This is a genomic window from Streptomyces sp. 150FB, from assembly GCF_000818195.1.
GTDB lineage: Bacteria > Actinomycetota > Actinomycetes > Streptomycetales > Streptomycetaceae > Streptomyces.
Window position 1 is genome coordinate 6,673,392 of the sequence record NZ_JTHL01000001.1, and the last position, 20,279, is coordinate 6,693,670.

Sequence of the window (20,279 nt, forward strand, 5' to 3'; positions counted from 1 at the left end):
CGCGGAGCCGGGAGGCAGCGATGGCGGGACGCCGGATCGCGCTGCTGGTCGCGACTGACGGATACGTCGACCCCGGCCTCAACCAGCTCCGGTCGCCCACGCGCGGCGCCGGCGACCTGGGAGCCCTCCTGAAGGACGAGGCGGTGGGCCGCTTCGACTTCGTCCGTACGCTCACCAACCGTCCCAAGGACGAGATCGAGCGCGAGATCGAGGCGCTGCTCAGCAATCGCGCGCCCGACGACCTGATCCTGCTCTACCTCGCCTGTCACGGCATCAGGAACGACACCGACCGGTTGTTCTTCGCCACCGTCGGCACCGACCTCGGCCGCCCGCACACCACCGCCGTCCGCGCGGACCTCATCCACCAGCTCCTGGAGGAGTGCGAGGCCCGTACCAAGATCGTGCTGCTCGACTGCTGCTACAGCGGGCTCTTCCACCGGGCCACCCCGATGTCTCCCGCGCCGGTCGACGTGGAGGCGGCACTCGTCGGGCGCGGCACCTTCGTGATCACCGCGTCCACCGCGCTGGAGTACGCCTACGAGGGAGACCTGCTCACGCTGGACAACGCCCGGCCCGTGGCACGCTTCACCGCCGCGGTCAACGAGGGGCTCAGCACCGGACTGGCCGACCTCGACCGCGACGGTGTCATCACACCCGACGAGCTGTACACGTACGTGCACGACGCCGTGGTCAACCAGAGCGGCCCTGAACAGACGCCCACCAAGTCGGGCCAGTGCGAAGGACATGTCCCCCTCGCGTACGCGGTGCGCACCGACCCGTCCACCGGCCTGCTCTCCCAGGGGCCGCGGACGGACGAACTGGTGCTGGGGACGCTGCTCCCGCCGCCGGTCGACACCCCGGACCGGGGGTTCATCTGCGACTCCTGGGAGGGCGCCTCCCGGCTCATGGTGCCGATCGGCCGTACGGCCGCTGCCTCCGGCGGTGAGTTCATGTGCCTGGACCTCTCCAACCGGAGCGGGAACGTCGCGGTCGTCGGCAGGCTGGGCAGCGGCAAGACGACGCTGCTGCGTGTCCTCGCCATGTCGCTGGCGCTGACCCACACCCCGCACGAGGCGGAGTTCTACCTCCTGGAAGGAGCCGTCAACCGGCTCGGTGTGCTGCGGTCGATGCCGCACGTGAAGAAGGTCGCCGCAGCGCACGAGCACGAGGCGGTCGCCGAGGTCCTCACGGCGTTGAAGGACGCCGTCGCCGCCCGGCGCGCGCTGTTCAGGGACCTGGACATCGACTCCGTCGAGGAGTTCCGCGAACTGCGGGCGGCGGGACGGCTGCCGCGCGACAGCGGCAGCGACGTATTCCTGGTGATCGACGGCTGGCTCGACTTCGACTGGGAGATGCCCGAGTTCGCCCAGGAGGTCCACCGCCTCGCCAACACCGGACTGAACTACGGAGTCCACCTCCTCGTCTCCGCCCGGCGGTGGAGCGACTTCGGAGCGAGCCTGCTCGGGCTGCTCGGAACCCGGGTCGAACTGCCCCTGGACGACCCGTCGGAGTCGCAGACCGACACGACTCTGTCCGCGAGCCTCGGGATCGGGTGGGGCCTGTCGCGCGGACGGCGTTTCCGGGTGGCCGTGCCCCATCTGGAAGAGGCCACCAGCTCCACCGAGGCCAGGCAGGCCCTGGTCGGGACGGCCCGGCGGATGCGCGAACGCTGGCTCGGCGTGCAGCCGGAGGCGCCGGTGCGACACCGTACCGACATCCCGTTCACGGACCTGCTCGGCATCGGCGACATCGAGCGGTTCGACGCGCCCCGCCACTGGTCGCTGCGCCCGCCGCCGGAGCGGCTGCGGGTACCGATCGGGAGCGGCGAGGACGGCCGGCCCGTCATCCTCGACCTCAACGAGGCAGCGCTCGGCGGGATGGGGCCGCACGGCCTGTGCGTCGGCGCCGCCGGCTCCGGAAAGCGGGAACTGCTGCGCACGCTGATCCTCGGCCTCGCCGTCACGCACTCGCCGGAGACCCTGAACTTCGTGCTGGCCGACTTCAAGGGCGGTGTCACGTTCGCCGGCCTCGCGGCGCTGCCGCACGTTTCGGCCGTCATCACCGACGTCGCCGACGGACTGCCCCTCGTGGACCGCATGGGCGATGCCTTCAGCAGTGAACTGTTGCGCCGTCAGGAACTGCTCCGCAGCGCGGGCAACTTCTCCAATGTCTCCCAGTACGAGAGAGCACGCACGTCGGGCGCCCCGCTGCCGCCCCTCCCCTCGCTTCTCGTCGTGATCGACGAGTTCCCCGAACTCCTCACCGCCCGGCCCGACTTCATCGAAGTCCTCATCCGGATCGGCCGTACGGGGCGCTCGCTCGGCGTGCACCTGCTGCTGGCCTCCCAGCGCCTGGAGGAGGGCAGGCTGCGCGGCCTGGGCACCTACCTCTCGTACCGGATCGGTCTGCGGACCTTCTCCGCCGCCGAGTCCCGGGCGGCGATCGGAGTCCCGGACGCCTACCACCTGCCTCCCGAGCCGGGTTCCGCCTATCTCAAGGCCGGTACCGACGAGATGACCCGCTTCCGAGCCGCGTACGTCTCGGCCGTCCATACGCCGGAAGGGGCTCCGTCCACGGCGGACGACGCGGACGACGCCGCCTTTGAGGGGCCCTTCACGGACACCGTGCTGGACGCGCTGGTCCGCCGCATCGCGGGCCAGGGACCGCCCGCACACCAGATCTGGCTGCCTCCCCTGGCCGACTCCGCCACCCTCGACCAGTTGCTGCCGGAACTGACGCACACGCCGGAGCGCGGGCTGCACCCTCCGGCCTACGAGGGCCTCGGCGCACTCCGGATCCCGGCCGGACTCGTCGACCGTCCCGACCAGCAGCGCCGCGAACCGCTGTACCTCGACTTCTCGGCGGAGGCCGGGCACGCCCTGGTCGTCGGCGCACCCCGGACGGGGAAGTCGACGCTGCTGCGCACCGTCCTCTGCGCGCTCGCACTCACCCACACTCCCGCCGAAGTCCAGTTCTACTGCCTGGACTTCGGCGGCGGCATGCAGCAGCTCCAGCATCTGCCGCACCTGGGCGGGGTGGCCTCACGGCTGGACCCGGAGCACGTACGGCGTACGGTCGCCGAGGTCGCCGGCGTGCTCGCGGCCCGCGAGGAGTTCTTCCGTATCCACGGGATCGACTCCATGGCCACCTACCGCCAGGGGCGCGCGGCCGGAACGTGGCCGGACCAGCCGTGGGGCGACGTCTTCCTGGTCATCGACGGCTGGTCGGCCTTCAAGCAGGACTACGAGCACTTGCAGGACACCGTCACCGACCTCGGGACCCGCGGCCTCTCGTACGGCATCCACCTGCTGCTCACGATCACCCGTTACACGGACGTCCGCCCGTCGCTGCGTGAGCACTTCGGCACCAGAGTCGAGCTGCGCCTCGGCGACCCCATGGACTCGGAGATCGCCCGGAAGGCGGCGCAGGACGTCCCGGTCGGCGCACCCGGCCGCGGCCTGACCTCCGACAAATTCCACTTCCTGGCCGCCGTGCCCTGCCTCCATGACGCTCCCGGCGCCGCCGCCGGACTGGGGGAGGCCACGGAGCACCTGGCCGACACCGTCCGGTCGTTCTGGACCGGGCCGAGCGCCCCACCCGTACGTGTCCTGCCCACCCTGCTGCCGGCGGACGCGCTCCCCCTGACCGCCGGCCGCTCCGGGACCGCGATCGCCCTGGGCCTGGACGAGACGACCCTGCTCCCTTTCGGCGTCGCCTTCGAAACCGACCCGCACCTGGTCGTCATCGGGGAGGGCGAGTCCGGGAAGACCTCACTGCTGCGGCTGCTCGCCCACAGGATCAGCGAGCGGTACACGCCGCAGGAAGCAGAGATGTTGGTCGTCGACTACCGGCGGTCGCTGCTGGGTGATCTGCCCATGGAACGCATGGTGCAGTACGTCGTCAACGGAGTGGAACTTCAGGCCAACATCAGGAGTATCGCCCACCTCCTGGCAAGCCGGATGCCCACCTCGGACATCACCCCGGAACAACTGCGGGACCGGAGCTGGTACTCGGGGCCCGACATCTTCCTGCTCGTGGACGACTACGACCTTGTCGCGACCGCCTCGGGCAACCCGCTCCACCCTCTCCTGGACTACCTGCCGTTCGCGCGGGACGTCGGCCTGCGCGTCGTGCTGTGCCGCAATTCGGCGGGGGCGGGGCGCTCGATGTACGAACCGGTCATGCAGCGCCTGGTGGAGCTGGGCGCGCACGGGCTCATGCTCTCGGGCGACAAGTCGGAGGGCTCGCTCTTCGGCTCGGTGGTGCCGTTCCACCAGTCACCCGGCCGTGCCATGTTCACCGGCAGGCGCAACCCGCCGCGGCAGGTCCAGTTGGCGTACCAGCCCGCCGGCGCCGACTGAGCCACGCCGACGTGGACCGGCTCAGCCTGCCAGTCGGGCGACGGCCGGCGCGTGCCCCCGGTCGAGGGACTCAGCGGCAGCGCAAGGGACGTCCGGCCGCACACCGGTGCCCTCCCAGTTCGCGCCGGAGACGGGGTTGCGTCTCAGTTCCGCGAAGGCAAGAGAACTCGGCGAGGCGCTCACCAGACTGGTCGACGACGCCGAGGGAGACGCGGAGGAGCAGCCCGTGCACGGTGTGTTGGTGGCGCTCTATCAGCAGGCTCCGCCGACCGGCACCACCATGTCCGACTCAGGTCACTAGCGGCAGCCCTCACACCAGGCTGTCGCGCCACGCCTGGTGCAGGCCCGCGAAGCGGCCCGCGCCCGCGATCAGGTCCGACGGGGTGCCGTCCTCCACGACGCTGCCCGACTCCATCACCAGCACCCTGTCGGCGATCTCCACGGTGGACAGCCGGTGGGCGATGACCACGGCCGTACGGCCGTGCAGCACCGTGTCCATCGCCTGCTGCACCGCGCGTTCGCCCGGGATGTCCAGCGAACTGGTCGCCTCGTCCAGGATCAGGACCGCCGGGTTCGCCAGCAGGGCGCGGGCGAAGGCGACCAGTTGGCGCTGGCCCGCCGAGATCCGGCCGCCCCGCTTGCGTACGTCCGTGTCGTAGCCGTCGGGGAGCGCCTCGATGAAGTCGTGCGCGCCGATCGCCTTCGCCGCGCCCTCGATGTCCGCACGGGTGGCGTCGGAACGCCCGATGGCGATGTTCTCGGCGACCGTCCCGGAGAAGAGGAAAGCTTCCTGCGTCACCATCACCACGCCGCGCCGCAGCTCGGGTGTGTCCAGGTCGCGCAGATCGACGCCGTCGAGCAGGACCCGGCCGTGGGTGGGGTCGTAGAAGCGGGCCAGCAGCTTGGCCAGCGTCGACTTCCCGGCGCCCGTGGAGCCGACCACGGCGACCGTCTGCCCGGCCGGGATCGTCAGGTCGAAGCGGGGGAGGACCTCGCCGCCGGTGCGGTAGCCGAAGGTGACGCCGTCGAAGACGACTGCTCTGCCCGGGAGTTCACCGTCGAGGGGCGGCAGCGGACGCGGCTGCGCCGGCTCCGGCACCGTCGGGATCTGGGCGAGCAGGCCGGCGATCTTCTCCAGCGAGGCGGCGGCCGACTGGTACGAGTTGAGGAACATCCCGAGCCGGTCGATCGGGTCGTACAGCCGCCGCAGATACAGCACGGCGGCGGCCAGCACACCGAGCGCGAGGGTGCCGTCGGAGACGCGGTAGGCGCCCCACAGCACGATCCCCGCCACCGCCGTGTTGGCGATGGTCCGCGAGCCGACCACATAGCGGGCCATCTCGATCAGCGCGTCGCCGTTGTTGCGCTGCGCGCGGTCGTTGAGCACCTCGAAGGCCGCGTCGTTGGCCCGCTCACGCCGGAACGCCTGCACCGGCCTGATGCCGTTGAGCGTCTCGGCGAACTTCACGATGACGGCCGCGATCGCGGTGGACCTGCGGCTGAAGATACGGCCCGCGCGCCGCTGGTAGAGCCGTACGAGCAGATACAGCGGCGCGAACGAGAGCACGGCGACCGCTCCTATCCGCAGGTCGAGGAAGAGCAGCGTCCCAGCGATGTACACGAAGGCGAGCACCACCTCGATGAGTTCCTGGAGCCCCTCGCCGAGCAGTTCCCGCAGCGACTCGACATCGGTGGTCGACCGGGAGATCAACCGGCCCGAGGTGTACCGCTCGTGGAAGTCCACGCTCAGCGCCTGGGCGTGGCGGAAGATTCTGCCCCGCAGGTCGAGCAGCACGTCCTGGTTGACGAGGGCAGCCGCCTTGGTGAAGGCGTACTGGAGTCCGCCCGAGCCCAGCGAGCAGATCAGATAACCGGCCGCGACGGCCAGCAGCGGTCCGTTGTCGCCGTGCCGGAACGCCGGAACGCCGCTGTCGATGGCGTACGCCACGATCAGCGGGCCCGCCTGCGCTGCGGCCTGCTGGAGCAGCAGGAACACGACGGCGATGACCACTCTGCCGCGTCTCTCGCGCAGCAGGGACCGCAGCAGGGCGCCGGTGGCCCCGGGCGGCGCCGGCAACTCGTCCTGGTCGAACGGGTCCCCGGACGGCGCGGCCTCGCGCTCCTCGCGCGCGGCGCGCCTGGAGTCCCGCTTCCGCAGCCGCCCCGGCTCGGGCGGCGCCGCCCCGTCGACACCGACCAGGACGCCTGCTTCACCGCCCGCTTCACCGCCCGGTTCGTCGTCGGGCCTCCTGGTGTCGCTGCTGGTCGACGTGGTCATCGTGCGCCCTCCTCGGCTGCACCGGCCATCAGCCAGGCGTACTCCTCGCTGCTGCGCAGCAGTTCCTGATGGGTGCCCACGGCGGTGATCCGGCCCCGCGAAAGCAGCGCGACGCGGTCCGCGAGCATCACCGTCGACGGCCGGTGCGCCACCACCAGCGCCGTCGTCTCTTCGAGTACGCGCCGCAGCGCCGCTTCCACCAGCGCCTCCGTATGCACGTCCAGCGCGGACAGCGGGTCGTCGAGCACCAGGAAGCGCGGCTTTCCGACCACCGCCCTGGCCAGCGCGAGCCGCTGCCGCTGGCCGCCGGAGAGGTTCAGCCCCTGCTCGCCGACCTCGGTCCGCACCCCCTCGGGCAGGTCCGAGACAAAGCCGGCCTGCGCGGTGTCGAGGGCCCGCAGCAGCGCGTCCTCGTCGGCGTCCTCGGCGCCCATGAGGACGTTCTCCCCGACGCTCGCCGAGAACAGCGTCGGCTCCTCGAACGCCACCGACACCAGCTCGCGCAGCCGCTCACGCGGCATCAGCGCGATGTCCTCGCCGTCGAGAGTGATCCGGCCGTCGGTCGCGTCGTAGAGCCGGGGGACGAGCGCGGTGAGCGTCGTCTTGCCGGAACCGGTGGTCCCGACCACCGCCATGGTCTCGCCGGGTCTGATGTGCAGATCGACCCCCGTCAGCACGGGGGCGGCGTCGTCGTCGGCATCCGGATACCGGAAGGAGACCCCCTCGAAGCGCAGCCCGCCCTCGCCGGAGGGCGCGTCGGGCCCGGACGCGGCGCCGCCGCCCTCGGGCTCCGCCTCCTCCGGTACGTCCATCACCTCGAAGAACCGCGCGGTCGCCGTCGCCGACTCCTGGCTCATCGCGAGCAGGAACCCGATCGACTCCACGGGCCAGCGCAGCGCCAGCGCCGTCGACAGGAAGGCCACCAGGGTGCCCGCCGACAGCCCGCCGTCGGCGACCTGGATCGTGCCGAGCACCAGTGCGGCGCCGATCGCCAGCTCGGGGATGGTGGTGATCAGCGCCCAGATCCCGGCGAGCAGCCCGGCCTTGTCCAGCTCGGTGGTGCGCAGCTTCTTCGTGAGTTCGCGGAAGGCCTGGGCCTGGCTGCGGTGGCGCCCGAAGCCCTTGATGATCCGGATGCCGAGCACCGCCTCCTCGACCACCGTCGTCAGATCGCCGACCTGGTCCTGCGCGCGCCGCGCGACCAGTGAGTACTTCGTCTCGAAGACGGAGCAGAGGATGACGAGCGGCACCACCGGAGCGAGCAGCACCAGCCCCAGCGACCACTGCTGGCTCAGCAGGATGACAAAACCGACCAGGATCGTCGAGCCGTTGACGAGCAGGAAGGTCAGCGGGAAGGCCAGGAACATCCGCAGCAGCATCAGGTCCGTCGTCCCGCGCGACAGGAGCTGGCCGGACGGCCAGCGGTCGTGGAAAGCGACCGGAAGCCGTTGCACATGGCGGTAGAGATCCGCCCGCATCGCCGCCTCGACCCCGGCCAGCGGCCTCGCCACCAGCCAGCGCCGGAAGCCGAACAGCGCCGCCTCGACGAGCCCGAGCAGCAGCAGCCACAGCGCCCCGAGCCAGATCCCGCCGGTGTCCCTGTCGGTGATCGGACCGTCCACCATCCACTTCAGGACCAGCGGGAACACCAGGCCGAGACAGGACGCCACGACCGCGACGAGAGCCGCGCTGAACAGCCGCGTACGCACCGGGCGTACGTACGGCCACAGGCGCAGCAGCGTCCTCGCGGCGGACCGGTCCTGGGTGGGTGCATGTGTCTGGGGCATCAGGACCGAGCCTACGGTCAGGCACTGACAACCCTCACGTCATTTTCCCGCCGACGAGTCGGTGGGGGCCGCCCCCCATCAGCCGATCGGTTGATGCGAGGTCGAGCGGGATGGCCGATGGTGCGGTGGCAGGGCCGAAGGGACCCTCGGGGTATGGCGATTATCGAAGTGAACGGCCTGCACAAGGCCTACGGGGGGAAAACCGCCGTGAACGGGGTGACATTCAGCGTCGAAGAGGGCGAGATCTTCGGGATCCTCGGCCCCAACGGCGCGGGAAAGACGACCACCGTGGAGTGCGTGGAGGGACTCAGGGTCCCCGACGCCGGCACGGTACGGGTGGCCGGGTTCGACCCGGTCGCCGACCACACACAGGTGACGGGGCTGCTCGGCGTACAGCTCCAGGAGGGCGAACTCCAGCCCAAGATCTCCGTCCAGGAGGCGCTGGAGCTGTACTCCGCCTTCTACCCGAAGCCGGTCGACTGGCGGCCGCTCGCCGAGCGGCTGGGGCTCACGGACAAGCTGAAGGACCGTTTCGCGAAGCTGTCGGGCGGCCAGAAACAGCGGCTGTTCATCGGGCTCGCCCTGATAGGTGACCCGCGCGTCGTCGTACTCGACGAACTCACCACCGGGCTCGACCCGCGCGCCCGCAGGGACACCTGGAAGCTGATCGAGGAGATCAGGGACTCCGGAGTGACGGTGCTGCTCGTCACGCACTTCATGGAGGAGGCCCGGCGGCTCTGCGACCGGATCGCGGTGATCGACAAGGGCAAGGTCGCGGCGCTCGACACGCCGTCCGGCCTGATCGCGAGGTCGACCGCCTCGACGGTCATCTCGTTCACGCCCTCCCAGCCGCTCGACGACCACGAACTCGGCGAGCTTCCCCAGGCGACGGCCGTCGACACCAGGAACGGCCGCATCGTGATCAACGGTACGGACGAGACCGTCAACGCCCTCATCTCGCTGCTCGCACGCCAGCACATCACCGCGCGCCAGCTCCGGGTGACCGAGGCCACGCTCGACGACGCGTTCCTCGACCTCACCGAGACCTCAGCGGAACAAGAAGCCGAGGAACGGACGCGGGGAGCTGAGGCCATGACACAGGAAGCCAAGAAAACCGCACAGGAGAGGGTCTGACATGGCCTCCGCGTCCGCCGCCGTCCTCAGGACCGAGGCCCGGCTCCTCACCAGGGAACCGGCCATCCTCTTCTGGATCGTCGTCTTCCCGACCGCCCTGCTGGTGATCCTCGGGTCGATCCCCGGCTTCCGGGAGGCCGACCCGTCGCTCGGAGGGCGCCGGGTCATCGACCTCTACGTCCCCGTCTCCGCGCTGCTGGCCGTGATCATGGCCGGACTCCAGGCCGTGCCGCCGATTCTCACCGGCTACCGCGAGCGCGGCATCCTGCGCCGGATGTCCACCACTCCCGTACGCCCGCACTCGCTGCTCGGGGCCCAGCTCGTCCTGCTCGGCGGCGGCGCCTTCTGCTCGGCAGTACTGGCCGTGGCGGTCGGCCGGCTCGCTTTCGGCGTGGCCCTGCCCGCGCAGCTCGCCGGATACCTGGTCGCGCTCGTGCTCGTGACGGCGTGCTCGCTGGCGCTCGGTGGCCTGATCAGCGCGGTCTCCCGTACCCAGAAGGCGGGCCAGGCGATCGGCTCGGTCGTCTTCTTCCCCTCGATGTTCGCCGCCGGGGTGTGGCTGCCGGTCCAGACGATGCCGGATCTGCTCCGTACGATCGTGACGTACACGCCCTTCGGCGCCGCGTCAGGCGCGCTCGACGACGCGGCACAGGGCGGTTGGCCGGGCTGGGCACATCTGGGCATCATGGCGCTCTGGACGGTCGTGCTGACCGCGGGGGCGGTGCGCTGGTTCCGCTGGGAGTAGGCAGGACGGACGGGCCCGGCACGGAATCAGGCGCGGAAGCAGGCGCGGAGGGGAGAGCGAGAACATGCCCGGCAGACCCTTCTCACTCGAAGAGCACTGGGAGCGGCTCCACCGCTGGGGCGCGTACGCCCTGCTCGTCTTCAGCGCGGCGATCTCCGTCGCCGTCGCCCCCGCCTTCTCGCTGACCCGTGACGAGATCTACGCCAGCGGGGTGCTCACTCTGGCGGCGCTGTTCCTCCAGGTCTGGTGGGGCAGGACCAGGCCCCACCAGACCAAGTACGGGGTGCCGGGGCAGGTCTACTTCTGGATACGGACCGCCCTGGCCTTCGCCCTCACCTGGCTGAACCCGCTGTACGCGGTCTACGCGACCCTGGGCTATTTCGACAGCGCCTCCTACCTGCCGAAACGCGCCGCCAGGCTCGGGGTGGTCTGCTCGGCGGTGACCGTGGCCGGGTCGCAGGCCGGTGGCCTGCCGCCGCGGGGCGCGCTGGGCTGGACGCTGTTCGGCGGGATCCTCGCCATCCATGTCTCCCTCGTCCTCCTCTTCAGCCACCTCGGGGTGAAGGAGGAGGAGCGGGTACGGGAACGCGCGGCCACCATCAAGGAGCTGGAGAGCACCAACGCCCGTCTCGAACAGGCCCTGGAGGAGAACGCGGGACTCCACAGCCAACTCCTCGTCCAGGCGAGGGAAGCCGGGGTGGCCGACGAGCGGCGGCGGCTCGCCGCCGAGATCCACGACACCATCGCGCAGGGGCTCGCCGGCATCATCGCCCAGCTCCAGGTGGTCGCAGGCACCTCCGACAGCGACCTCGCGCGCCAGCACCTCGACCGCGCCTCGACGCTCGCCAGGCACAGTCTCGGCGAGGCGCGCAGGTCGGTCCAGAACCTCAGCCCGGCCGAGCTGGACAACGACGCGCTGCCCGCCGCGCTGCGCAAGACGGTCGCCGGGTGGTCCGAACGCTCCGGTGTGAGGGCGCAGTTCACCGTCACGGGAACGCAGGAGCAGCTCCACGACGAGGTGGCGGCCACCCTGCTGCGGATAGCGCAGGAGGCCCTCGCCAACGTCGCCAAGCACGCCTCGCCGGAACGCGTCGGCGTGACCCTCTCCTACATGGGCGACGAGGTGTCCCTCGACGTACGGGACGACGGCCGGGGCTTCGACCCGCTCCGGCTGCCGTCACGCTCCGGGACCGGCGGCTTCGGACTCGACGGGATGCGGGCGCGCGCCGCGCGTATCGCCGGTGCCGTCACCGTCGAGTCGGAGGAAGGGCAGGGCACGGCGGTCTCGGCTCGCGTACCTTTGGTGCGCCATGGCTGAAGCTGACCGCACCATCCCGATCATCACGCTGATCGTCGTCGACGACCATCCTGTCGTACGGGACGGCCTGCGCGGCATGTTCGAGTCGGCCCCCGGCTTCGAGGTGCTCGGCGAGGCGGCGAACGGGGTCGACGGCGTCGAACTCGCCCTCCGGCTCGACCCCGATGTCGTCCTGATGGATCTGCGGATGCCGGGCGGTGGCGGCGTCGAGGCGATCACCGAACTGACCGGCCGCGGCGCCCGTTCCAAGGTCCTGGTCCTCACCACGTACGACACGGACTCCGACACACTGCCCGCGATCGAGGCGGGCGCCACCGGCTATCTGCTGAAGGACGCGCCGCGCGACGAACTCTTCACGGCGGTACGGGCGGCGGCGGACGGCCGTACGGTCCTCTCGCCCGCTGTCGCCTCCCGCCTGGTCTCGCGGGTCAGGACCCCGGCGGGGACCGGCGGCGAACCGCTGTCAGGGCGCGAGCGCGAGGTCCTCGAACTGGTCGCCAAGGGCACGTCCAACCGCGAGATCGCCAAGGAGCTGTTCATCAGCGAGGCGACGGTGAAGACCCATCTCACGCACCTCTACGCCAAGTTGGGCGTCAGGGAGCGAGCGGCGGCGGTCGCGGTGGCGTACGACCGCCGCATCCTGGGCCGACCGGGCGGCAGCGGCTGACGGTGTCCCGACCGCCGCGCGGGGAAGCGCCCATTTATCCGTCATTTATGGCCGCCCGTTAGCTTCATCCAGGCAACCGCGGCCCTGCCGTACGGGCGGCTTCGGGAAACACTGGGGGGTACCACGATGAAGAACCACCTGCGTACGACCGGACCGAGGCGCCGTCGCGCCGCCGCGGTGGCCGGCGCGCTCGCGCTGGCCGCGATCGCGGTGGGCACGGCCGCCTCGCCCGCTTCCGCCGCGGGCTGGGGCTGTGACCACGACGGGCAGGCGGTGTGGTGCGCGTCGGTGACCGGCATCTCGTCCGGGTCCTACCTCGCCTCCCACAACGGGCCGTCCTACGCCTCGGGCACGACCGGGCACCGCTACTCCAACGGCGACACCATGATGCTGGCCTGCTGGACCACGGGCGACGGCGACGCCGACGGCCACGGCGACCACTACTGGTTCGCGCTCGACCTCGACAGCGACAGCGGGTACATCAACGACTGGTACGTGACGACAGGGTCGCCGTCCCAATGGCAGCCGCACGTACCGCGGTGCCGCTGAGGACAGCGCGGCAACCATGCGAAGCCCGGTGCGCGGGGCGCCCACCCCGCGCACCCCGCACACCGTCCCGTGCCGGCGGCTACCCCCGGACCCTGAAGAGCAGTACGGCCCGCCCCGGCACGGTCACCTCGGTCCCTCCCTCGTACACCGTGCCCGGCGCCCGGTCCTGGTCCTCCAGCGAGGTGTCGACGACGAGTTCGTACGTGTCCGCCCACGGCGGTCCTGGCAGCTCGAACTCCACGGCACGCGCGGCTGCGTGAAACACCGTCAGGAAACTGTCGTCCGTGATCTTCTCCCCGCGTGCGTCGCGTCCCGGGATGTCCCGTCCTGACAGGAAGAGACCGAGCGTGGACGCCGGCGCGTACCAGTCGCTCTCCGTCATCTCTTCGCCGTGCGCGGTGAACCAGGCCAAGTCCCGCAGCCCGTCAGCCGCTTGCGGGCGGCCGGAGAAGAACGCGCGGCGGCGCAGCACGGGATGTGCGTGGCGCAGCGCGAGCAACCGCCGGGTCAGGGCGTGCAGGGCGCCGGGGCCCGGCTGGTCGAGCAGTGACCAGTCGACCCAACTGACCTCGTTGTCCTGGCAGTAGGCGTTGTTGCTGCCGTGCTGGGTGCGCCCCATCTCGTCGCCGGCGACCAGCATCGGCACGCCCGTCGACACCAGCAGCGTGGTGAGCAGGTTACGGAGCTGGCGCCGCCGCAGCGCGTTGACGTCCGGGTCGTCGCTCTCGCCCTCCACCCCGCAGTTCCAGGCGCGGTTGTCGTCCGTACCGTCACGATTGCCTTCCCCGTTGGCCTCGTTGTGCTTCCGCTCGTACGTCACCAGGTCGCGGAGCGTGAACCCGTCATGGGCGGTGATGAAGTTGACGGAGGCGTAGGGCCTGCGGCCACCCCACGCGTACAGGTCGCTCGACCCGGACAGCCGGTAGCCGAGGTCCCGTACGTCGGGGGTCGCGCCGCGCCAGAAGTCCCGTACGGCGTCGCGGTACCGGTCGTTCCACTCCGTCCACAGCGGCGGGAACGCCCCCACCTGGTAGCCGCCGTTGCCCACGTCCCACGGCTCGGCGATCAGCTTCACGCGGCGCAGCACCGGGTCCTGGGCGATCACGGCGAGGAACGGCGAGAGCATGTCGACGTCGTGCATGGAGCGGGCGAGCGCGGCGGCGAGGTCGAAGCGGAAGCCGTCGACACCCATCTCGGTGACCCAGTAGCGCAGCGAATCGGTGATCAGCCGCAGCACATGCGGCTGGACGACATGCAGGGTGTTCCCGCACCCGGTGTAGTCGGTGTACTGGCGGGCGTCCGACTGGAGCCGGTAGTAGCCCCGGTTGTCTATCCCGCGCAAGGAGAGGGTGGGGCCGCGTTCCCCGGCCTCGGCCGTGTGGTTGTAGACGACGTCGAGGATGACCTCGATCCCCGCCTCGTGCAGGGCGCGCACCATCTCCTTGAACTCTTCGACCTGTCGGCCGCGCGTGCCGCCGGCGGCGTAGTCGGCGTGCGGGGCGAAGTAGCCGATGGAGTTGTAGCCCCAGTAGTTGCGCAGGCCGCGCCGCAGCAGATGCTCCTCGTGCGCGAACTGGTGTACGGGAAGCAGCTCGACGGCCGTCACCCCGAGCCCGCGCAGATGGTCGATCGCCGCCGGGTGGGCGAGTCCCGCGTAGGTGCCGCGCAGCTCCTCGGGGATGCCCGGATGGAGCTGGGTGAAGCCGCGCACATGCAGCTCGTAGATCACCGAATCGGCCCAGGGGGTCTTGGGACGCCGGTCGTCGGCCCACGCGCCGTCGGGGTCGTCGTCGTGGACGACCACGCCCTTGGGGACGTACGGAGCCGAGTCCCGGTCGTCGCGTACGGTGTCGGCGACATGCTCCTGCGGCCAGTCGCGCACATGGCCGTATACCTCGGGCGGCAGCGAGAAGTCGCCGTCGACCGCGCGGGCGTACGGGTCGAGCAGCAGCTTCGCCGGGTTCCAGCGGGCCCCCGTCCAGGGGTCCCAGCGGCCGTGGACGCGGAAGCCGTACCGCTGTCCCGGGCCGACCTCCGGCACGAAGCCGTGCCAGATCTCGTGGGTCAGCTCGGTGAGCGGCAGCCGCGTCTCGACGAGGTCTCTCCCTGTGGCGTCCGCGTGGCCTCTGTGGTCCCCGTGGTCCCTGGCATCCCCGTGGTCCCGGTCGGCCGGGTCGTCGAAGAGGCAGACCTCGACCGCCTCGGCGCCGCCCGCCCAGAGCGCGAAGTTGGTCCCGGCGACCCCGTCGGGGCCGACCCGGTAGCGAGCGCCCAGCGGGGTCGGCGAACCGGGCCAGACCGAGCGGTACGGAGTGTCCGGCTCCCGTAGCCGGTCGTCGCCGACCACGAGGGTGCCGGGGAGGAGACCGGCGGGACCGGCGCCGTTCCCGCCGTTCCCGCCGTTCCGGACGCCGTTCCCCAGCGCCGGGCCGGCCTCGGCCGTCCCGCCGGCCGTCCACCGTACCGAGCCGTCCGCCGTCGCCGGCCCGTCCACGTGTGTCCCGTCCACCGCGGTCCCGTCCATCGCCTCCTCCGCCGACTCCTGCACTGCCTCCTGCTCGGCTGCGCTCGCCACCTGTCCGCCTCCTGCGGCTCGTAGGCCTCGCGGGTTCAGGTGCGCACGGCGTCCCGGCCGTGGTACCTCCCGTGTGGTCCTTCCCCTGTTCTTCCCTTCCGAAGGCCCGCCCTCACGTTTCCCGGGGTGGGGGGTCGTCGTTGGGCGGTCGTGAGACACGTACTGAAGAGGACGAGGTCCGGCCCGGCCGGCGCCCCGACACGGGCGGGATCGCTGGCGGGACTGATGGCAGGGCTGGTGGTGGCACTGGCGGGGCTGACGGGATGCGGCGGCCTGACCGCCCTCACCGAGGGAAAGTCGGGGGCGTCCGACGACACGATCCGGATCGTCCCCGAGGACGGCGCGCGGGCGGTCGGCCGCTCCGACCGGATCGAGGTGAAGGTGCCCGACGGCCGGCTGGAGCGGGTCAGGGTGATGGAGGTGGAGGACGCGCGCGCCACCGAACTGCCGGGGCACATCTCGGAGAACGGCAGGAGCTGGCGTCCCGAGCGCGGCTCGGAGATCGCGCTGGCGGCGAAGTACCTGGTCGAGGCCGTCGCCGTGGACGAGGACGGCCACCGCTCGGCGAGGCACACCACCTTCACCACGGCCGTCCCCACCCACCGGTTCATCGGCTATGTCACTCCGGAGAACCGCTCCACCGTCGGCACCGGCATGATCGTCTCTATCGACTTCAACCGGCCGATCCGTGACCGGGCGGCCGTGGAACGCGCTGTCGCCGTCACCTCGGACCCGCCGGTGGAGGTCGTCGGCCACTGGTTCGGCCGTACCCGCCTCGATTTCCGGCCACGGGAATACTGGCGTCCGGGCACCCGGGTCACCGTCGATCTGCGGCTGCGGGACGTGCCGGGGGCGCCGGGGATGTACGGCATCCAGCGCAGGACGGTCGGCTTCACCGTCGGCCGGTCCCAGGTCTCCCGGGTGGACGCCGCGAAGCACACCATGGAGGTACGGCGCGAGGGCGCGCCCGTGGCGACCGTACCGATCACCGCGGGGGCGCGCAGGACCCCCACGTACAACGGGAAGATGGTGGTCACGGAGTTGTACGACGTCACGCGCATGGACGGCCGTACGGTCGGGTTCGGCGGCGAGTACGACATCAAGGACGTGCCGCACGCGATCCGGCTGACCACCTCGGGCACCTTCCTGCACGGCAACTACTGGGCGTCCGACGACACGTTCGGCGCGGAGAACACCAGCCACGGCTGTATCGGGCTGCACGATGTCAAGGGCGGCCGGGGGGCCACCCCGGCAGGGTGGTTCTTCGACCGGACGCTTGTCGGGGATGTCGTGGAGGTGGTCAACTCGAAGGACCGAAAGGTCGCTCCCGACAACGGACTCGGCGGCTGGAACATGGAGTGGAAGAAGTGGAGGGCGGGGTCCGCCGTCCTCTGAGCCCCGGCCCGGCCCCCGTGCCGTACGACCAGTCACACGACCAGGTGCACGACCAGCGACACGGCCAGGTGCACGACCAGCGACACGGCCAGGTGCACGACCAGCGACACGGCCAGGTACACGTCCAGCTACCGCACTCCCAGGCGCCAGAGGCGTGACTTTCCGTCCGACTCGCGTTTGTTTTCGATCACTTGGGACCGAACGGTGACATTCGCGAACTCTTCACTGTGCCTGCGGTGTGATTATCTATCGCCGTGTGCGTGTGCTAGACGCGTGGGAGTGCGGGCCGTGGCGGGGCCAGGCCGTGCGAGGGGAGACGACCGTGGTGAACGGGCAGCCGATATCAGGGACATGGACCGGGACGGGCCGTGGTCCCGGCCGCGGCAGACGTGGAAGGTCGGGGCTGCTCGCCCTGATACTCGGCGCGCTGCTGCTGATGGTCACCGCGTGCGGTGGCGGTGGCGGGAACACCGGTACGGACAAGGGGAACGAAGGCAAGGGCGGCGCGGCCAAGGGCGCGACGGCGGTCGAGAACACGGCGTCGCAGGCGGTCGTGACGATCGCGCCCAAGGACGGTGCCACCTCGGTGGCCACCAGCGGCGCGCTCAAGGTCGCCGTGGACAAGGGCAAGCTGACCACGGTCACCGTGCAGGACGACAAGGGCAACCCGGTCGAGGGCAAGGTGGCCGCCGACGGCGTGAGTTGGGAGCCGTCGCAGCATCTCGCCGGCTCCACCAAGTACAAGGTGCATGTGAGCGCCAAGGACGCCGACGGACGTGAGTCGGCCAAGGACGCCACCTTCACCACCCTCGTACCGAAGAACACCTTCATCGGGTACTACACGCCCGAGGACAAATCGACGGTCGGCGTGGGCATGCCGGTCTCGCTCACCTTCACCCGGGGCATCACGGACCCGGCGGCCGTCGAGAAGGCCGTCAAGGTCACGGCTGACCCGCCGGTGCCGGTCGAGAGCCACTGGTTCGGCAACGACCGCCTCGACTTCCGGCCCGAGAAGTACTGGGCGCCCGGTACGAAGGTCACGGTGAAGCTCGACCTCGACGGCGTCGAGGGCCGCCCCGGGGTCTACGGCACGCAGGCCAAGACGGTGACGTTCACCATCGGCCGCAGCCAGGTCTCCACGGTCGACGCGAGCGCGCACACCATGAAGGTCGTGCGCGACGGCAAGCAGATCAAGAAGATCCCGATCAGCGCGGGCGCGCCGTCGACCACCACGTACAACGGCCAGATGGTCATCAGCGAGAAGTACAAGGTGACCCGGATGAACGGGGACACCGTCGGGTTCGGCGGGGAGTACGACATCCCCGACGTGCCGCACGCCATGCGGCTGTCCAACTCGGGCACCTTCATCCACGGCAACTACTGGGCGTCGTCGGGTACGTTCGGCTCGACCAACACCAGCCACGGCTGTGTGGGGCTGCGGGACGCGCGCGGTGCCAACGACAGCAGCACGCCGGCGGCGTGGTTCTACAACAGCTCGCTCCTCGGTGACGTCGTCATCGTGAAGAACTCGCACGACAAGACGATCTCCCCGGACAACGGCCTCAACGGCTGGAACATGTCCTGGGCCGACTGGACGAAGTAACCGCCGGACGAAGAGCCCGGCCGAAGCAACCGGCCGGCCCACCGGCTACCGGCCATCGCCAAGGGCCCCCGTACACGCTCACCGCGTGCGCGGGGGCCCTTCGCGTGCGCGTTAGCGCGCGTTAACCTGCCTCGTATGGCAACCGTGAATCTTGAAGTCTCCGACGGCGTCGGCACGATCCGGCTCGACCGTCCCCCGATGAACGCGCTGAACATCGGCATGCAGGACCTGCTGCGCGAGCTGGCGCGGGAGGCCACCGAGCGCGACGACGTACGCGCGGTGATCCTCTACGGCGGCGAGAAGGTCTTCGCCGCCGGAGCCGACATCAAGGAGATGCGGGAGATGGACCACGCGGCGATGGTCGTACGCTCCGGCGCGCTCCAGGAGGCGTTCACCGCTGTCGCCCGTATCCCCAAGCCCGTCGTCGCCGCGATCACCGGCTACGCGCTCGGCGGTGGCTGCGAGCTGACCCTCTGCGCCGACTACCGGATCGCCGCCGACAACGCCAAGCTCGGCCAGCCCGAGATCCTGCTCGGGCTGATCCCCGGCGCCGGCGGCACCCAGCGGCTGGCCCGTCTCGTCGGCCCCTCCCGCGCCAAGGATCTGATCTTCACGGGCCGTCAGATCAGGGCGGCCGAGGCGCTCGCGATCGGGCTCGTCGACCGGGTGGTTCCGGCGGCCGAGGTGTACGAGGAGGCGCACGCCTGGGCCGCGAAGCTCGCGCAAGGCCCGGCGCTCGCGCTGCGGGCCGCCAAGGAGTCCGTCGACGCGGGTCTGGAGACGGACCTGGAGACCGGTCTCACCATCGAACGCACCTGGTTCGCGGGGCTGTTCGCCACCGAGGACCGGGAGCGCGGAATGCGTTCCTTCGTGGAGGACGGTCCGGGCAAGGCGACGTTCCTCTGATGCCCTCAAGGCTTAGCTCAGCCTTAAGGGAGCCTTAAGAAAAATAACCCGAGCGTGGGTTGCACGTAGTTGACCCGAAGACGTTGTCGCAGCTCAGGCGGGCCGTATCGATATGCCTACTGCCAAAGGCATATGCCGTTCACGCCCCCCGGAATGACTCATTCCGGGGGGTGGATTCCTTCGGAACGGCCCCCGGAAGGCCCCTGGGCGGCCATGATGGTGGGCATGGCGGGCCTGGAGGGTGTGGAGCAGCCGCGGCAGAGCGGTCACGCGGCCGCGGTGCGGTGGACACCGGCCGTCGAGGACGAACAAGCGCTCCAGGCCATCGAGTTGCACGGCGATCCGACCGAGGCGGAGGTGCGGCTGCCGTCCCGCCCCGAGTCCGCCTACGCCGCCCGCAGGATCACCCACGGGGTGGTGACGAGCCACTGGGGACTCTCCCCGCAGACGGCCGAGCAGGCCGTGCTGCTCGTGTCGGAACTGGTCGGGAATGCCGTACGGCACACCGGCGCGCGCGTCTTCGGGCTGCGCATGGTGCGCAGGCGCGGCTGGATCAGGGTCGAGGTGCGGGACCCCTCGCGCGGGCTGCCCTGCCTGATGCCCGTGCATGAGATGGACGTCAGCGGCCGGGGGCTGTTCCTCGTGGACAAGCTCTCCGACCGGTGGGGCGTGGATCTGCTGCCGCGCGGCAAGACCACCTGGTTCGAGATGCGGATCGCCGACCGCCAGCCCACCTGAGGCCCACCTGAGTCGACTTGATGGGGCATCGACAATTCGGGCCCGGTCAATCATCACCTTTTATCCCCTTCGCCCCTTAAATGGGTGCGTGATCCCCACAGACCGTCGCAGCGCACTGCGCGCAGCAGCAGGCGCGGCCGTCGCGAGTGCCCTCGCCGCCGGCTGTACGGACAGCGGCAGCGTGGCGCCCGCCCGTATCGAGGGCACGGCCCGCGCCGCCTCG

At 70.7% G+C, this 20,279-nt stretch carries 14 protein-coding genes; 11 read left to right on the forward strand and 3 right to left on the reverse strand.

Annotated elements, in window-relative coordinates:
• Positions 1-20 precede the first annotated feature (20 nt).
• Together eccCb and QR77_RS46105 are read left to right on the forward strand one after the other, a co-directional pair.
• Positions 21-4,361: a type VII secretion protein EccCb gene (gene eccCb, locus QR77_RS28910; protein WP_040024963.1), complete on the forward strand. Its 4,341-nt coding sequence runs from the start codon at positions 21-23 to the stop codon at positions 4,359-4,361.
• Between the two features lie 136 nt (positions 4,362-4,497).
• Positions 4,498-4,662, forward strand: a complete 165-nt coding sequence (locus tag QR77_RS46105; protein ID WP_236710845.1) for a hypothetical protein — start codon at positions 4,498-4,500, stop codon at positions 4,660-4,662.
• A 9-nt stretch (positions 4,663-4,671) separates the two neighbouring features.
• On the opposite strand, the gene QR77_RS28920 is transcribed toward QR77_RS46105, so the two are convergent.
• A complete protein-coding gene (locus QR77_RS28920) occupies positions 4,672-6,639 on the reverse strand; it encodes an ABC transporter ATP-binding protein (protein WP_078877271.1) in 1,968 nt (655 codons plus the stop codon).
• Positions 6,636-8,426, reverse strand: a complete 1,791-nt coding sequence (locus QR77_RS28925; RefSeq protein WP_040024965.1) for an ABC transporter ATP-binding protein — start codon at positions 8,424-8,426, stop codon at positions 6,636-6,638. The genes QR77_RS28920 and QR77_RS28925 overlap by 4 nt, the downstream gene beginning before the upstream one ends.
• 153 nt (positions 8,427-8,579) lie before the next feature.
• Here QR77_RS28925 and QR77_RS28930 point away from each other — a divergent pair, with 153 nt between their 5' ends.
• The 5 genes from QR77_RS28930 to QR77_RS46975 all read left to right on the forward strand — a co-directional run bounded on the left by QR77_RS28930 (position 8,580) and on the right by QR77_RS46975 (position 12,839).
• Positions 8,580-9,560 (forward strand): ABC transporter ATP-binding protein, encoded by a 981-nt coding sequence (locus tag QR77_RS28930; RefSeq protein WP_052489126.1) that lies wholly within the window; start codon positions 8,580-8,582, stop codon positions 9,558-9,560.
• A 1-nt stretch (position 9,561) separates the two neighbouring features.
• A complete protein-coding gene (locus QR77_RS28935) occupies positions 9,562-10,305 on the forward strand; it encodes an ABC transporter permease (protein WP_040024966.1) in 744 nt (247 codons plus the stop codon).
• A 64-nt stretch (positions 10,306-10,369) separates the two neighbouring features.
• Positions 10,370-11,623 carry a sensor histidine kinase gene (locus QR77_RS28940; protein ID WP_040024967.1) on the forward strand — a complete coding sequence of 418 codons (1,254 nt, stop codon included), beginning with the start codon at positions 10,370-10,372 and terminating at the stop codon, positions 11,621-11,623.
• Complete coding sequence (locus QR77_RS28945; RefSeq protein WP_040024968.1) at positions 11,616-12,290, forward strand: response regulator transcription factor; 675 nt, start codon at positions 11,616-11,618, stop codon at positions 12,288-12,290. The genes QR77_RS28940 and QR77_RS28945 overlap by 8 nt, the downstream gene beginning before the upstream one ends.
• A 126-nt stretch (positions 12,291-12,416) precedes the next feature.
• Positions 12,417-12,839 carry a hypothetical protein gene (locus QR77_RS46975; RefSeq protein WP_040024969.1) on the forward strand — a complete coding sequence of 141 codons (423 nt, stop codon included), beginning with the start codon at positions 12,417-12,419 and terminating at the stop codon, positions 12,837-12,839.
• A gap of 79 nt (positions 12,840-12,918) precedes the next feature.
• Here QR77_RS46975 and glgX read toward each other — a convergent pair whose 3' ends face one another.
• Positions 12,919-15,414: a glycogen debranching protein GlgX gene (glgX, locus tag QR77_RS28955; protein ID WP_236710847.1), complete on the reverse strand. Its 2,496-nt coding sequence runs from the start codon at positions 15,412-15,414 to the stop codon at positions 12,919-12,921.
• A 225-nt stretch (positions 15,415-15,639) separates the two neighbouring features.
• On the opposite strand from glgX, the gene QR77_RS28960 reads away from it, so the two are divergent.
• The 4 genes from QR77_RS28960 (at position 15,640) to QR77_RS28975 (ending at position 20,056) form a co-directional block, all read left to right on the forward strand.
• Positions 15,640-16,809 carry an Ig-like domain-containing protein gene (locus QR77_RS28960; protein WP_052489127.1) on the forward strand — a complete coding sequence of 390 codons (1,170 nt, stop codon included), beginning with the start codon at positions 15,640-15,642 and terminating at the stop codon, positions 16,807-16,809.
• Between the two features lie 325 nt (positions 16,810-17,134).
• The gene (locus QR77_RS28965) at positions 17,135-18,412 is read left to right on the forward strand and encodes an Ig-like domain-containing protein (protein WP_078877273.1); all 1,278 of its coding nucleotides are present in this window, start codon (positions 17,135-17,137) and stop codon (positions 18,410-18,412) included.
• Positions 18,413-18,547: 135 nt separating this feature from the next.
• A complete protein-coding gene (locus QR77_RS28970) occupies positions 18,548-19,318 on the forward strand; it encodes an enoyl-CoA hydratase-related protein (protein ID WP_040024972.1) in 771 nt (256 codons plus the stop codon).
• A gap of 213 nt (positions 19,319-19,531) precedes the next feature.
• Positions 19,532-20,056, forward strand: coding sequence for an ATP-binding protein (locus QR77_RS28975; RefSeq protein WP_040024973.1), 525 nt, complete (start codon positions 19,532-19,534; stop codon positions 20,054-20,056).
• The last annotated feature ends 223 nt before the right edge of the window (positions 20,057-20,279 follow it).